Below are 14,808 nucleotides of genomic sequence, written 5' to 3' on the forward strand. Positions count from 1 at the left end.
CTAGCAGAGAGGCTAGGGGGTATCGCCGCAAGGCTGCCGAGCAATAGCGTTCTTATGGAATTGCTGGAACAAAGGCTTTGCTTTCTGACACAAAACCCAACGCGGCGGCTCACCCCAGTAGTACTCTTTTTTCCAAATGGGCAAGCGCTCCTTGATTGCATCAATGATGTAACGTGCTCCAGCAAAAGCGGCGCCGCGATGTTCAGCTGTAGCACCAACCCAAACCGCAATATCACCAATTGCAAGATGACCCTGGCGGTGACAGGCAACAGCACCGCAGAGGCCAAACTTGGCGTGGGCTTCTCGGAGGATCTTCTCGCCCTCCTTCTGGGCAAGGATCTCGTAGACTTCGTACTCCAAGCTGAGAACAGGTTTGCCCTGGCTGTGGTTGCGTACCCAGCCCTCGAAGGTTACTAAGGCACCCGCTGTGTTATTGACGAGCAAACGACTGAGTTCAGCTGGCTGGATGGTGCTATCCACAATTAGAAAACGCAGCATTTAGCCCCCACAAACTGGTGGAATGAAAACTACCAAGGCACCTTCATCTATCGGCCTAGTCAAGTCACAGAACTCATGATTGACAGCAACCTTAACGTCCTCCGCTGCTAGCGAAAATCCATACTTTGCTTGCAGCTGCTGATAGAGCTCTAGGTAGTTTGCTGCACTGGTTTGCAGCACTTCGCTGCTCCGCTGAGCCTGTTCCCGCAGCACTGCTACATATTGAATTGTTACGGTCTTACTTAGGACAGATTGAGTTACCATGGCTGCAACTACCCCAAACGGATTGGAAAGTGGCATACTCCTCGGCGGTATTGACGTTCATGAGCTCGACCTCATGGTTGGGGGTAACTAGGGTGCAGGGCTGCCTGCTGAGGATTTCCACAGGGCAGTACACCCCTTCCGCGTAAGCCCTTTCTAGTACCGCTGCAGCTTGAGGAGTATAGATGGCGCAAAGAGCTTCCGGGAAGCCGCGCTCGGGGTTAACATAGCAAGTTGCGATTGTTTCGGCTTGGTAGTGATCCAGCAGCTTTTGGATTGTTTCTGACCGAAGGTTCAGTAGATCACAGGCAACAACCAACCAGTTAGCTTCAGGATGAGTATTCAAGGCAGTCAATAGGCCACTGATCGGGCCAACGCTTTCTACTAGATCTGGTAGTGTGGGCAAGAGCTCTAGAGCTGTGCCCGACCACTGACCGGCACGCGCTGACAAGTAAACCTGCTGGCAGTAGGGCTGCAGCAGTTCATAGAGATAGGCGGCGTGGGGTTTGCCAAAAGGGTTCAGCAGCGCTTTATCGCGACCCATGCGCTTGCTACGTCCCCCTGTGAGCACCAAGCCATAGAGGGGACGTTCCAGGAGGGCGTTTTTGCCGCCGGACTTAGTTACTAGGCGGGTCTCCTGGATGCAGATATGGGGCGACACCGACTTGCACATGTCATAGATTGTCAGCGCTGCTGTTGCCGCACCACAGAGAGCTTCCATTTCAACCCCTGTCTTAGCGCTGGTCTTGACAGTGCAGTGGATGGTTACAAGCAAGTGATCATCAATTGTGATATCAAAGGTGCAGTCTTCAACAGGGATCTGATGACAAAAGGGGATCAGTTGGTCAGTTCTTTTAACAGCCATTGTACCGGCAATGGTTGCTGTCTGAAATACCGGTCCTTTTTTCAGGTGGATATCTTGGCCAACAACATAGGATCTGAGAGCAGGTGGCAGTTGAACTCTTGCCCGTGCTGTGGCCGTTCGCAAAGACACCGATTTGTGGCTAATATCTACCATATGCGGATGGCCTTGAGCATTAAGATGGGCCCATGTACGATCAGCTTTGTCCATAGAGCTAGCCCCCTAAGCCGTACATTGGGTGTGAGACCTGCTCAACCCGGCGCAGTGGTTTCATCCCCAAAAGCTGCTGGTAAATTTGCTGACGTTGGCCTGGTGTTTTGTCTCGAACCGAGAGACCCTCCTCACTAAATAGGCAGGCAAAGAGACGACCATCAGCTGTCAAGCGCCACCGGGAACAGCTGCTGCAGAAGGGCTGAGACTCAGAGGCAATAAATCCAACTTTAACATTCTCGTCGATTGTAAAGTAAAACGCTGTCGAATCAGGTGCCGCTGGAAGGGGGGTTAGAGTATAGCGTTCTTGCAGACGGGCAATGCACTCTTGTGCTGAAACGTAGTGTTCTTCATAGAGAGAGTTGGCATAGCCGACCCGCATCAGCTCCAGAAAGCGAACTGTCACGCCTGTCTTGCGGGCAAACTCAACGAAATCAAATAGCTCGCAATCGTTGATCCCCCGCATTACAACCGTATTGACTTTGAGGCTAAATCCCCGGGCAATACCCTCCTGGATATTACGGAGAATATCCGCCAGGCAGTCGCGACGGGCAATTGCAGCTTGGGTGGAGGGCTGTAGGCTATCGAGGCTAACATTAAGGTTGAGAACGTTGGCAGCCTTGAGAACGTCCCAGTAGCGGTGGAGCAGCAGGCCATTGGTTGTTAGGCTGAGGGACGGGATCTTCAGCTTGGCAAGTTCCTGAATGACTTCATCAAAGTCTTGCCGAACCAGAGGCTCACCACCTGTAATGCGAACTTCTTCAATGCCATAGTCCAGCAACTCGCCAATAATTTCTTTGTATTGCTGCGGAGTTAAGTAGCTACTTTTGTCCAGAAATTCTGGATGCAAAGGCATGCAGTAGCGGCAGCGAAGGTTGCATTGATCGGTTAGAGAAACCCTTAGCTTGCGAATGCGACGATTCCATTGATCCACTAGCTGCATCTTAGTACCACGGATAGAATTGGATGCTTTGCTCGGGGCTGAGGATAGTTTGAGCCGGGGGTAACTCTACAAAGCCATCGCTGTCTGTTAGAGCGATGAAGTCTCCGGAGTTGTTAGGCATAATCGGTGTAAAGACTCGGTTGGCGCTCATCTTAACGGGCACAAAAAGAGTGAGATTGGGTTTGAAGGTAATGACTTCACTTAGGTGCCCAGAGTCAGTGTTACGGTTGAGGAGATAACGATGCAAACATACAAGAGCTGAGATGGGGTTGCCTGGGAGGCCCCAAACTATAGTATTGGCCTGATGGTCGATGCCAAACCACATTGGCTTGCCTGGCTTTTGCGCCACGCCGTGGATGTAGGCAGTAACACCACAGCTTTGCCAGATGGCCGGCAAGTAGTCACACTTTCCCCTTGAAACACCCCCAGAGTAAATCAAGAGGTCGTAGTTTGGGGTATTGGCTTGGTAGTGGGTGGCAATGGCAGCAGGATCGTCCGGAAGGTGATCGGTCTCAACCTCGGTATACCCGTAGGCAAGAAGAGCCGCTCGGAGGGCCTCAGCGTTGGAGCGCCGCAGTTGGTAGGGTGCAGGGGTCTGCTCAATGGGAATCAATTCGCTGCCAGTTGCCACAACTTTGATGCGAGGAGTCCTCTCAACTTGGATGCGGCTGTAGCCAAAGGAGGCCAAGATCCCGACGTGGATGCTCTTGAGGGTAATGCCGGGGCGGAGAACCAGCGCTCCTGCAGAACAATCGCTACCTTGGGGATGAACAAAATCACCCCTGTTGCGTTCGACTTCCTGGGTGATGGTGGCAATTCCTCCCTCGATACGAATTTGCTCGTAGGGAATGACGAGATCACTACCCAGCGGCAGGGCACAGCCAGTCATCACTTCCAAGCACTGCTGCGGATCGGGCAGGGTGGCAGGGCTTGTCCCCGCAGGGGCTATGCCTGCAACAGCAAAGCTTCGCTGCCCAGCAGCATAAGCGGCATAGTTGATGGCGATACCGTCCATCAGGACCCGGTTAATTGGCGGGTAGTCCCGATCGGCGTAGATCGGCTCTGCCAAAACCCGGCCCACACAGCTTGCAATCGGGATCGACTCGGTTTTGGCTGGCAGCCAGTGGTCTTTAATAATGGCTTCAGCTTCCTGGACAGTGACCATAGGTGTGGGGTGCGGAAAATTCCTGAAAGGCGGGTAGGAAATTGCGGTTTTCGTGGCCAGGGCGACTGAGCTTAATGAGGGCAAAGCGCTGCAACGGGGTCAGCTTTTGCCATAGCTCAAGAGTCAGCACGACCCCCTTGGCTGCCGCCTGCTCAAGAACGCAGTCAGGGATGGTGGTAGCGTCTTCCCAGGCAGGGTTTGGATCAACAGTTACCTCAGCGGCCTGCTCTTGGCAGACACTTTCGATAAGGTGAATTAGGTAGGCGCGGTAGGCAGCTCGGTTGTCAGCGGTATCCGTTGGCAGGTCAACCAAACTTTGGCGCTGCTGGTAACTAAAACGCAGCCACTGATGTAACTTGAGCTTGATGCCGCACTGATCGAGCTTTAAGCGCACGATCATGGGAATGCAGCGAAGGCTGTCGGCAAAGTCTTGCTCAAACTTAAAGATCATTTTGGTGGCCGCTCGATGCGACTAAGCTTGACGGCACAGGCTTTGAGTTCAGGTTGCTTTGAGCTGGGGCAGGCAACCGGGTGGGTGAGAGCGTTACAGCTTGTATCATTGCCCCACAATGCCCCCCAGTGCATGGGCATGAACACTGTGCCAGGGCTGATGGCGCAGGTAATTTTAACCGGCAGGGTAGCCTTGCCGCGCCGTGATTCAATCCTCACCCAGTCACCCTCAGTTAGCCCTACCTTGCTGGCATCGCGGGGATGGATTTCGAGAAAGGGTTGGGGGTGCATTGCTCGGATTTTGGCGACATGTCCAGTGCGGGTTTGGGTGTGCCAATGGCCATAGAGACGTCCTGTGGTGAGGATGTAGGGATATTCAGGGTCGGGCGGCTCGGCAAGGCCGCGGGAATGGCTGGGGATAAAGCGGGCACGACCTGTGGGCGTTGGGAAACGGTGAAAGGACTCCGTCCCGCTGGCGCGATCGGTATAGAGGTTGCGGGTCTCCACTGAACCTGTGCGCGGATATGGCCATTGCTGAGGCCCCTGGCGCAGGAGCTCATGGCTGAGGCCAGACTGATCGCAGAGACGCCCGGCAGTTAGACCCACATATTCGGCAAAGACCTCAGCGCTATCGGCAAAGTCAAATGCCTTGGCAAAGCCCAGGCGGCGGCCTACTTCCGCCCAAATTTCCCAATCAGCCCGCGCTTCACCAGGAGGGTTACGCCAAGCTGGACAGAGGGTAACGCGGCGCTCCGAATTGGTCATGGTGCCTGTCTTTTCGCCTCACTGGGCAGCAGGGAGTACCAGATGGGCATAGGCAGTGCTTTCGGTGGGGAAGTAGGCGTCTTGGACAATCGTAAAGGGCGACCGCGCCAGAGCTGCTTCTACCCGACGTAGATCAGGCAGGCTCACCAGGGGATTGGTGGCGGCAATCCACAAAATATCGAGGGCATCGGCTTCGAGGGCACGGATCATCCCCAGCGCATCAAGGCCAGGTTCAGGGTTAATTGGGCCAAGCTGCCAGTGCTGCTCCACTGCTGCCCGATCCTCTGGATTCGTAACCTTGCGGTAGCCGGGCAATAGATGTGCCAAGCCGCCCGCTTCTCGACCGCCCATAGCATTGGGCTGACCTGTTAGCGAAAAGGGCCCTGCCCCTGCAAACCCTATCTGGCCGGTGAGCAAATGGAGATTGATGAGGCTGGTCACCTTGGCCGTGCCTTCGCTGGACTGGTTAAGCCCCATCGACCACATGGAAAGCGTTTTCTGCGACTGCTGCCACAGTCGCGCAACAGCAAGTACCTCCTCAACTTCTAGGCCACAGCGGCTGGCTACTTGCTCAGGGGTGTAGTCGGCAACCAGGGCAGCATAGGCTTCAAAGCCTTCGGTGTGCTGGGCAATGAAGTCATGGTTGATGGCGCCCCACTGAATGAGTAGGTGAGCAATGCCATTGAGCAAGTCAATATCGCTACCTGGAGTAATCCTCAGATACAAATCGGCCTCCTCAGCCGTCTGCGTACGACGGGGATCCACCACAACAATCTTTAGGCTTGGGTCGCTTTTGTGGCGCTTGCGCAAGCGATTGAACAGAATTGGGTGGCATTCAGCGGTATTGGTGCCGATCAAAAAAGCCAGCTCGCAGCTATCGAGATCCGTGTAGCTACAGGGGGGGCCGTCCGAGCCGAGACTCTGGCTGTAGCCCTCTACGGCAGAAGACATGCAGAGGCGGGAATTGCTGTCGAAGTTATTGCTTCCTAGACACCCCTTAAGTAGCTTTTGGGCAATGTAGTAATCTTCGGTTAGCAACTGCCCTGAGCCGTAGATGGCAATCCTTTCGGGAGAGGTCTGGCGAATGCGCTCGACAATTAAATCCAGCGCTTGATCCCAGCTCACCGGCTGGAAATCCTCGCTGAGGCTAGGGCGATAGAGAGGCACCGTAGCCCGATTGCAATCGAGGGTTTCCAGGAGAGTCGCACCCTTAACGCAAACCATGCCCTGGCTGGACGGATGAGCTCGATCGCCGCGAATTTTTGTGCCGTCGGCCAGAATTTCTAGGCCACAACCAACCCCACAGTAGGGACAAAGGCTGCGTACGTTATCCATGTTCCCCCTCTGTTGTTACTTGGCTTGGTGTGGGCAAGGCGGCCGTAGGGAAAGAAGCTAGGGGTGTTGGGCCTAAGGCCTGCTTATCTAGCTGTCCTTGCCGCGGTTCTCACAAGTTCCAACGCCCCAGCCTAGAGACATTGACCTGGAACTTTTGTAGCTTGCGTTACTTTTTGCTCCTCACTATGCGGAAACATCATAGGAGGAATGCTTGAGCAGCATAGCCACCTCCTGCCAACTGCGGTTAGGTCTCTAGGCAAAGCAAGAGAGAAACAGGCAAGGAGTGCTCCTAAAGGCTCCGTCCTGCTAGACGAGGCGAGGAAAGTTTTAGGTCTGTAAAGGGCAACCTGAGATCTGAGATCAAGCTGCATAGGGGAGAAAGGCCCCCGAGTCGTTTGCACTTGGATACTGACGCTCCAAAGGGGAAGCAGACGCTGCTATGAGCTGACTTTCTCTTCATAAAGCCTATCTAATGCTCTGCCGTCGAGCAACTAAAGCTCCGCACGTCATGACCTTGATCAAGCTGCTGGCGGTAATCGTAATTGTCGGCATTCTCTCTGCTATTAGCATTCCCAATTTTCTTAACCACATTCGCCGTTCCAGAGTTGCAGAAGCCCAGACAGCTCTAGCAGCTATCGGCGGTGCTTCAGAAGTTTTCCGAATGGACTTCATGGTTTATCCTCCTGCCTACGCCGATATTGAATTTGGCGGGATCCACAGGGATCGCTATTTGCAAGATCCTTGGCAAGCCCCCAACTATTCCTGGAGTTGTTCCTCCCACTGCCAGCTCAAGCGGCGTTCGTTGGATGACTGAGTCTCACACACATACAACTGTTAGTGGGGATCTCCTGCGCTGCGACCTTGGCTTAGGGGATCGCCAGCAAGAGGTTTTGGCCTCTGGCTACGACCTGCGCAGCTCTTGCAACCTCTATCGCTAGGAAGACAAGACTCGGGCAACTTGAGCTTGAGCTGCCGACTAGCTGTTCCATCGATTGGCCGGTTCTTAACCTGCTCGACAGGTGTTATCTTGAAAGCGCCTGTGAAAGGGGAAGCGGAGCTTTGGCCAGTAGCCTGCTGATCCGCAATGCCGAGCTGGTGGTACCGGAAGGGGATCCCTGGGTGGGAGATGTGCTGGTGCAGGAGGGGCGGATTGCCCAGATTGGCCAACATCTCTCCACAGAAGGGGTGGCTAGGGTCATCGATGCCAAGGGCCATACCCTGATGCCGGGGGTGATCGATCCCCAGGTTCACTTCCGCGAGCCGGGCCGGGAGCACAAAGAAGACCTACAAACGGGATCCTGGGCCTGTGCCCGCGGCGGGGTAACCAGCTTTTTGGAGATGCCCAACACTGACCCGCTGACGATCGACCAGGCAACGCTGGATGACAAGTTGGCCCGGGCCGCCAGCAAGTGTGTGGTCAATTACGGCTTTTTCATCGGCGCTACCGCCGATAACTTGAAGGAGCTGCAGACGGTGCAGGGGGCTTGCGGCATCAAGATCTTCATGGGATCCATGCATGGTCCCTTGCTGGTGGACGACCAGGCGGTGCTGGAGCAGATCTTTGCCGAGACGGATCCCCATTTTGTTATCGCTGTCCACGCTGAAGATCACTCGCGGATTCAAGCTCGGCGGGCCCTCTTTGCCGGACGCACGGACGTAGCCGTTCACTCGCAAATCCAGGACGAGGAAGCGGCGCTCATCGCCTCGCGGCGGGCTTTGGACCTGGCCACCCGCTATCGCCATCGCCTGCACATTTTGCACCTTTCCACCGGCTTGGAAGTGGAGCTGCTGCGCCGGCACAAGCCCGCCTGGGTCAGCGCCGAGGTCACCCCCCAACACCTGCTGCTCAGCACTGCCGACTACGCCCGCCTGGGATCCCTGGCCCAAATGAACCCGCCGCTGCGGGATCCGGCTACCCTCCCCCAGCTTTGGCAGGGGCTGCACGAGGGCATCCTGGATTGCATCGCCACCGACCATGCCCCCCACACCCTGGCCGAAAAAGCCCAGCCCTACCCCCACTCCCCCTCCGGCATGCCGGGGGTGGAGACGGCCCTGCCCCTGATGCTGACTGCCGCCCAGCAGGGCCGCTGTACCCTGCGCCAGGTGGTGCAGTGGATGTGCGAGGCGCCCGCCCGCCTCTACGGGATCCCCAACAAAGGACGGCTGCAGGTGGGCTACGACGCCGACCTGGTGCTGGTGGATCGCCACACGCCCAAGCCGGTGCGGCGGGAAGAGCTGCTCACCAAATGCGGCTGGAGCCCGTTTGAGGGCTGGGAGCTGGTGGGCTGGCCGCTGCTCACCATCGTGGGCGGGCAGATCGCCTTCCAAAATGGCCAGGTGGATCCCTCAGTGCGCGGCAGGGCCCTGACCTTTCGGCGCTAGGGGGATCCCCTTCGAGGTTGCACCTGTTCAAACCTTTCAAGATAGCGGTTGAACACTGGGCTGCTTTGGCTTCTCCCTACTTAAGCAAGAGGAGCAGAGCGCCGGATCCCATCTCAGTTTATACAAATAGCAGTGAAACGGTTCGTTACGTCGTTATTGCCACGCAACACTGTCGCGAACGCGCCGCTCTAACTCCCCTCTCCCTCTGGGAGAGGGGCTGGGGGTGAGGGCTGTCCCTCTGGGAGAGGGGCTGGGGGTGAGGATAGTGACGAGGAACGCTTGGGGAGTGTCTTACGCCCTTTCAGTAAGCCGTGCTACTTTGAAGGCGATAATCGATGATAATCAAGTTGGAAAACACCTAAGGAGCGACTATGAAAGTTGCCTACGTCTTCATCACCCCCCGCGGCGGCACCTACAAGCTGGGCCAGATGATCCTGCCCCAGCTAGAAGCAGGGGTACACGGCGCGGAAGTGGTGGGCATGTTCTTTTTCGACGACAACTGCTTTGTCTTGCGGCAGGGGGATCCCATCGGCGAGCGCCTGGCCAAGATTGCCGAAGCGCAGAACATTTTGCTGATGATGTGCGACATGTGCGCCCTGGAGCGCAACCTGGCGGAAGGGGAACCCAAGTGGTGCGACTCAAAAGGCCAGGGGCGCAAGGAGCCGGGCCATTGTGTTCCCAAAAACGTGGTCAAAGGGGTGCAGGTGGGCTGCTTCCCCGACCTCTACGCGGCCTTGCAAGACAACCCACCTGACCAGGTGATCAGCCTCTAGCCAACTGGCCTAGCTGACGGCTACAGCAGCAGGCGGCTCTTGGCGGGGCTGAGAGCCGATCTTGCGGAAGATCAGCCGCTCGTTGGCCACCTCCACCAGGATGCGGTCGCCGGGCAGGAACTCGTTTTCCAGCAGCTTGGTGGCGAGGGGGTTTTCGATCTCCCGCTGGATTACCCGCTTCAGCGGGCGGGCGCCAAACACGGGGTCGTAGCCCAGCTCGGCCAGGTAGTCCTTGGCCTCTTCGGTGAGGACAATTTCAATTTGCTGATCCGCCAGCAACTGCTCCACCCGCCGCATCTGCAGGCTGACGATCTGGCGGATTTGCTCTTTGGTTAGAGCGTGGAAGATGATCAGTTCATCCACCCGGTTGAGGAACTCCGGCCGGAAGTGGTGCCGCAGCATGGCCAGCACCTGGCTTTTCATCTCCTCGTAGCGGCTCTCGTCGCCGCCAATTTCCAGGATGAGCTCGCTGCCAATGTTGCTGGTCATGATGATGATGGTGTTTTTGAAGTCCACCGTCCTGCCTTGGGAGTCGGTGATGCGGCCGTCGTCCAGCACCTGCAGCAGGATGTTGAAGACATCAGGGTGGGCTTTTTCCACCTCGTCAAAGAGCACCACCGAGTAGGGGCGCCGCCGCACCGCTTCCGAGAGCTGCCCGCCTTCTTCGTAGCCCACATAGCCCGGCGGAGCCCCAATCAAGCGGGAGACGGAGTGCTTCTCCATGTACTCCGACATGTCGATGCGCACCATGGCCTCGGAGGTGTCGAAGAGGAACTCCGCCAGGGCGCGGGCCAGCTCGGTCTTCCCGACGCCGGTGGGCCCCATGAACAGGAACGAGCCGATGGGCCGATTGGGATCCTTGAGGCCGGCCCGGGCCCGCCGGATGGCGGCTGCCACCGCCGCTACCGCCTCGTCCTGGCCCACCACCCGCTGGTGCAAGTGGGCTTCCAGGCGCAGCAGCTTCTGCTTTTCCGACTCCATCAGGCTGGTGACCGGGATCCCGGTCCAGCGGGAGACGATCTCGGCAATGTCTTCGGGCGTCACCTGCTCCCGCAACAAGGGCTCGCCGTTGGCCTGCAGCTTGGCCAGGTGGGCCTCCTGCTCTTGGATCTGGCGCTCCAGCTCCATGAGCTTGCCGTATTTGAGCTCGGCAGCGCGGTTGAGGTCATATTTTTGTTCTGCCTGTTCAATCTGCAGCTTGACGGCATCCCGCTCGGCCTTGAGGTTTTGCAGCCGCTCGATGGCCTCTTTTTCCATTTGCCAACGGGCGCTCAGCTCCCGCTGCCGCTCCATCAAGTTGGCTAGCTCCTGCTCAATTTTGCCCAGGCGCTCTTTGGAGGCGGGGTCGTCTTCTTTCTTGAGGGAGAGCTCCTCCATCTGCAGTTGCATGATGCGCCGGTCGATTTCATCCAATTCGACGGGCTTGGAGGTGATCTCCATCTTCAGCTTGGCCGCCGCTTCGTCCACCAGGTCGATGGCCTTGTCGGGCAGGAAGCGCTCGGAGATGTAGCGGTTGGAGAGGACTGCCGCTGCCACCAGGGCCGAGTCGCTGATTTTGACCCCGTGGTGCAGCTCGTAGCGCTCTTTGAGGCCGCGCAGGATGGAGATGGTGTCTTCCACGGAGGGCTGATCCACATACACCGGCTGGAAGCGGCGCTCCAGGGCGGCGTCTTTTTCGATGTGCTTGCGGTATTCATCCAGGGTGGTGGCGCCAATGCAGCGCAATTCGCCGCGGGCCAGCATGGGCTTGAGCAGGTTGCCGGCATCCATCGCCCCTTCGGCCGCCCCTGCCCCCACCACGGTGTGCAGCTCGTCGATGAAGAGGATGATCTGCCCTTCCGATTCGGTGACCTCCTTGAGCACGGCTTTGAGGCGGTCTTCAAACTCGCCGCGGTACTTGGCGCCGGCAATCAGGGATCCCATATCCAGGGCGATCACCCGCCGGTTTTTCAGCGACTCCGGCACGTCTCCCCGGTTGATGCGCTGGGCCAGGCCCTCGACGATGGCGGTTTTCCCCACACCCGGCTCGCCGATGAGGACGGGGTTGTTTTTGGTGCGGCGGGAGAGCACCTGAATGACGCGGCGGATCTCGTCGTCCCGCCCAATCACCGGATCCAGCTTCCCTTCGCGGGCGGCCTTGGTCAAGTCGCGGCCATAGCGCTCCAGGGCCTCGTAGCGGGACTCGGGATTTTTGTCGGTAACCCGCTGTTTGCCTCGCACCTGTTGGATAACGGGCTTGAGGCGCTCGACCGTCAAGCCCAGGGGTGCTAGAACGCGCTTGCCCACCCGCTCGTCGTCCAGGGATCCCAAAAGCAAGTGCTCTACCGAGATAAAATCATCGCCATACTCTTTGCGAAACTCCTCGGCTCGATCCAGCGTGGTCTCCAGGCCGCGGCCTAGGTAGAGCTGATCCACCCGCGCCAGCTTGGGCTGCTGGTTGATAAAGCTTTCCACTCTATCCCGCACCAGCCTCGGATCGAGGCCGGCCCGCTGCAAAATGGTCTGGGTGAGACCCCCCTCTTGATCCAGAAGGGAGATCAGCAAATGCTCGGTTTCCAACTGTTGCTGCTGGTGCCGCCGGGCTACATCTTGGGATTGGACAATGGCGCTCCAGGCTTTCTCGGTAAATTGGTTGGGATTGGTGGGCTGCATAGGGGTTTGGCAGGAGTTTTTTTACAGTGTATAGGAAGACAATGCAGGGGGCAGCCAAGGGGCTCTCAGCCCTTGCTGCCGACTTGGGGAAGCGCTGCTGGCATCCTACGATCCAGGTATCGCCTATTTTGCCAAAGCCGGAGTTCGCAACAACCGTCCCCTCCTACCGCGATTGATGGACGGATCCCCGCCTTATTCCTCTTCTTCGTAGGGCCGTCCCTCGCCGATCACCGCCAGGTCAATTTGTTGGCGGTAGTAGTCTACGTTTTTAATCTGCACCTCCACCCGATCCCCCAGGCGGAACTGGCGCCGGCTTTTGCGCCCTACCAGGGCCTGCTGGCGGCTGCGGTATTCGTACCAGTCGTTTTTCAGGGTGCTGACCCGCACCAAGCCTTCCGCCAAGATGGGATCCACCTGCACAAAAAAGCCGTAGTTCTGGACGCTGACGATCAGGCCGGGGAACGTCTCCCCCAGGTGTTTTTGCATGAACTCGCACCGCTTCAAGCCCATCAGCTCCCGCTCTGCCTGTTGATGGAGCTGATATCCCGCCTGGATTTTGGGCAGTTGCGCTTGGAGAAAGGCCTGCCACTCCTCATGCACTTTTGGCGGCAGCACCTGCCAATCAATTTGGTCGTAGCTGCCGGGGCCATGCAGATCCACCACGGTTTTGGAGCGCGGGCTGCGGCGATCCCGTCCTTTGCTCAAGGCTAGGTGCAGAGCCCGCAAATTCAGCAAATCGGCATAGCGGCGCAAAGGGGCAGTAAAAGAGGCGTAGGGCTCTTTGAGGCCAAGGCCAAAATGGCCGAGCGGCTCCTGCAGCGGCTGCAGGCAATACTCGACGGGGGGCAGAGTAGCCAACAACTGGGCCACCAAGGCTGGGCTAGTCCCTGCGGCCAAGACATCGGGGGCGGTGATGCGGGCACAGATCCGCTGCCAATCGGCTAACGTCACAGCTTCTGGATCCTGCAAGTTCAGATCCAGCTTCATGGCGTTGGCCAGACGCAAAAAGTTCTGCAGGGCCTCAGCGGTGGGGGGCTTCTGCACGCGGGCCAACGAAGGGATCCCCAGCCGGCGCAAATGGTGGCCCAGGATTTGGTTGGCCAGCAGCAGAATTTCGGTCATCAGGGCGTGGGCGCCGAGGCGATCGCTGACCAGCAGGGGCCCATAGCCGCTTTCATCGGCAGAGTAGGGGGTGAGCAAATCCAACAGGGGCAGATCGAACCCGCCTGCCTGGTGGCGCTTGACTCGCAGGACTTGGCTGAGACGGAGCAGGTTTTGCAGCAGGGCCATCAACTCCGGCACCTCCTCATCGGGGCCCAGATCCGCGGCGGTGGCCAAGAGAGCCTGCACCTGACCATAGGACAGGTGAGCCCGCGATTGCACCAGGCTGGGGTGGATCTCGAAGTTGCGCACCACCCCTTCGGGGTCAATGGTCAGCAGCAGCGAGTAGGCCAGACGCTCCTGCTGCGGCAACAGAGCCAGGCGGCTGTGCACTTCCGGCGGGAAAAGGGGCAGCACCACGCTATCCAGGTAAACCGTGGCGGTGCGCCGCTGCGCCTCCCGCTCCAGGGGGTGATCCGGATCCAGCCAGTGGGCTACATCGGCAATGTGCACCCCCAGCAGCCAGTGGCCCTCTTCTTGCCGCTGCAGGGAGACGGCCACGTTGGGCTCGAGGCCGTGGGGGTGCTGCAAGTCCAGCGGCTCCAGCGTGACGCAAAACCAGTCCCGCAGATCGCGACGGTTCTTTTGGTCGGAGCGGCTCAGCTTTTTGGGCAGAGTTGCCGCAGCCTCCAGCACCGCCGGGGGAAACTCCTGGGGCAGGTCGTACTTGCAGCAGACCAGATCCGCATCGATGGACGCCTCCGGGCCATTGCCCAAGATCTTGCGAATCGTGCCCACGGGGGGCAAGTTGCCCAGCGGGTAGCGCTCCACTTCCACATAGGCCACCCGACCTTCCGCCAGCTCGGCAGGGGATCCCTCGGTCAAGGCCAGCTCGAACAGCAGCCGGTCATCCAGAGGCACCACCCGGAAACCCTCTTCCGTCTGTTTGAGGCGGCCCACGAGAGTGGGATTGGCCCGTTCCACAACAGCTACCACCTCTCCCTCTGGGCTGCGGCGGCGATTGCCTTCTTTGGTAATCCGGGCTATCACTTGGTCGCCGTTCCAAGCGCCGCTAAGGTTGCTGCCGTGGATATACACATCCTCTGCCCCCGGTTCATCCCGCACGGCAAAGCAAAAACCCTTGCTGGAACAGCGCAAACGCCCCACCACCAAGGATTCATCCGGCTTACGCCGATAGCGGGGCGGATCCCCTGTCCGTTCGAGAAACCCCGCCCGTACCAGACCATCGAGGGCAATCTCGAGCATTTCCGGCGCTTCTGGGTCTGAGGCTGGCAGGAGGGCAAGCAGCGCGTCTTTATCGGTCCATTGCTCGGCAGGTTGAGAGAAAAAGTGATGAAAAATCCGAGAGAAATCCATTGCGGGTATCCAGGGGGAATGAGAGCCGCGATTA

General features: G+C 58.1%; 11 protein-coding genes and 1 pseudogene. 3 read left to right on the forward strand and 9 right to left on the reverse strand.

Annotation, left to right across the window (positions count from 1 at the left end; genetic code table 11):
- Positions 1 to 12: 12 nt before the first annotated feature.
- The 7 genes and pseudogenes from CYA_RS00810 to CYA_RS00835 form a co-directional block, all read right to left on the reverse strand.
- Entirely contained in the window at positions 13 to 498 is a 486-nt protein-coding gene (locus CYA_RS00810; RefSeq protein ID WP_011429088.1) for a molybdopterin synthase catalytic subunit, read from the reverse strand.
- Positions 499 to 798, reverse strand: coding sequence for a MoaD/ThiS family protein (locus CYA_RS13900; RefSeq protein WP_369781430.1), 300 nt, complete (start codon positions 796 to 798; stop codon positions 499 to 501).
- On the reverse strand, positions 737 to 1,831 hold the full coding sequence (gene moaC, locus CYA_RS00815) for a cyclic pyranopterin monophosphate synthase MoaC (RefSeq protein WP_011429090.1): 1,095 nt from the start codon (positions 1,829 to 1,831) through the stop codon (positions 737 to 739). Before moaC ends, CYA_RS13900 begins: the two co-directional genes overlap by 62 nt.
- A gap of 4 nt (positions 1,832 to 1,835) precedes the next feature.
- Positions 1,836 to 2,774: a GTP 3',8-cyclase MoaA gene (gene moaA, locus CYA_RS00820; protein ID WP_011429091.1), complete on the reverse strand. Its 939-nt coding sequence runs from the start codon at positions 2,772 to 2,774 to the stop codon at positions 1,836 to 1,838.
- Between the two features lies 1 nt (position 2,775).
- Entirely contained in the window at positions 2,776 to 3,939 is a 1,164-nt protein-coding gene (locus CYA_RS00825; RefSeq protein ID WP_011429092.1) for a molybdopterin molybdotransferase MoeA, read from the reverse strand.
- Entirely contained in the window at positions 3,917 to 4,390 is a 474-nt protein-coding gene (locus CYA_RS00830) for a nitrate reductase associated protein (protein ID WP_011429093.1), read from the reverse strand. Before CYA_RS00830 ends, CYA_RS00825 begins: the two co-directional genes overlap by 23 nt.
- Positions 4,387 to 6,489, reverse strand: a pseudogene (locus CYA_RS00835) (molybdopterin oxidoreductase family protein). Before CYA_RS00835 ends, CYA_RS00830 begins: the two are co-directional and overlap by 4 nt.
- A 508-nt stretch (positions 6,490 to 6,997) precedes the next feature.
- Here CYA_RS00835 and CYA_RS13650 point away from each other — a divergent pair.
- The 3 genes from CYA_RS13650 to CYA_RS00850 all read left to right on the forward strand — a co-directional run bounded on the left by CYA_RS13650 (position 6,998) and on the right by CYA_RS00850 (position 9,644).
- The gene (locus tag CYA_RS13650) at positions 6,998 to 7,303 is read left to right on the forward strand and encodes a type IV pilin protein (RefSeq protein ID WP_049749698.1); all 306 of its coding nucleotides are present in this window, start codon (positions 6,998 to 7,000) and stop codon (positions 7,301 to 7,303) included.
- A 245-nt stretch (positions 7,304 to 7,548) separates the two neighbouring features.
- Complete coding sequence (locus CYA_RS00845) at positions 7,549 to 8,871, forward strand: dihydroorotase (RefSeq protein WP_011429095.1); 1,323 nt, start codon at positions 7,549 to 7,551, stop codon at positions 8,869 to 8,871.
- 371 nt (positions 8,872 to 9,242) lie between these two features.
- Positions 9,243 to 9,644 carry a SaoD/DsrE family protein gene (locus tag CYA_RS00850; RefSeq protein ID WP_011429096.1) on the forward strand — a complete coding sequence of 134 codons (402 nt, stop codon included), beginning with the start codon at positions 9,243 to 9,245 and terminating at the stop codon, positions 9,642 to 9,644.
- Positions 9,645 to 9,653: 9 nt separating this feature from the next.
- Here CYA_RS00850 and clpB read toward each other — a convergent pair whose 3' ends face one another.
- The gene (clpB, locus tag CYA_RS00855; protein ID WP_011429097.1) at positions 9,654 to 12,296 is read right to left on the reverse strand and encodes an ATP-dependent chaperone ClpB; all 2,643 of its coding nucleotides are present in this window, start codon (positions 12,294 to 12,296) and stop codon (positions 9,654 to 9,656) included.
- Positions 12,297 to 12,488: 192 nt separating this feature from the next.
- Positions 12,489 to 14,774, reverse strand: a complete 2,286-nt coding sequence (locus CYA_RS00860; protein WP_011429098.1) for a ribonuclease R family protein — start codon at positions 14,772 to 14,774, stop codon at positions 12,489 to 12,491.
- Between the last annotated feature and the right edge of the window lie 34 nt (positions 14,775 to 14,808).

The sequence above is a fragment of the Synechococcus sp. JA-3-3Ab genome, assembly GCF_000013205.1.
GTDB lineage: Bacteria > Cyanobacteriota > Cyanobacteriia > Thermostichales > Thermostichaceae > Thermostichus.

Bases quoted from the DNA above. Each gene is read 5' to 3' on its own strand.
- CYA_RS00850 (WP_011429096.1), top strand. From the start codon at position 9,243: ATGAAAGTTGCCTACGTCTTCATCACCCCCCGCGGCGGCACCTACAAG.
- CYA_RS00830 (WP_011429093.1), bottom strand. From the start codon at position 4,390: ATGATCTTTAAGTTTGAGCAAGACTTTGCCGACAGCCTTCGCTGCATT.
- CYA_RS13900 (WP_369781430.1), bottom strand. From the start codon at position 798: ATGCCACTTTCCAATCCGTTTGGGGTAGTTGCAGCCATGGTAACTCAA.
- CYA_RS00810 (WP_011429088.1), bottom strand. From the start codon at position 498: ATGCTGCGTTTTCTAATTGTGGATAGCACCATCCAGCCAGCTGAACTC.
- CYA_RS00825 (WP_011429092.1), bottom strand. From the start codon at position 3,939: ATGGTCACTGTCCAGGAAGCTGAAGCCATTATTAAAGACCACTGGCTG.
- clpB (WP_011429097.1), bottom strand. From the start codon at position 12,296: ATGCAGCCCACCAATCCCAACCAATTTACCGAGAAAGCCTGGAGCGCC.
- CYA_RS13650 (WP_049749698.1), top strand. From the start codon at position 6,998: ATGACCTTGATCAAGCTGCTGGCGGTAATCGTAATTGTCGGCATTCTC.
- moaA (WP_011429091.1), bottom strand. From the start codon at position 2,774: ATGCAGCTAGTGGATCAATGGAATCGTCGCATTCGCAAGCTAAGGGTT.
- CYA_RS00860 (WP_011429098.1), bottom strand. From the start codon at position 14,774: ATGGATTTCTCTCGGATTTTTCATCACTTTTTCTCTCAACCTGCCGAG.
- moaC (WP_011429090.1), bottom strand. From the start codon at position 1,831: ATGGACAAAGCTGATCGTACATGGGCCCATCTTAATGCTCAAGGCCAT.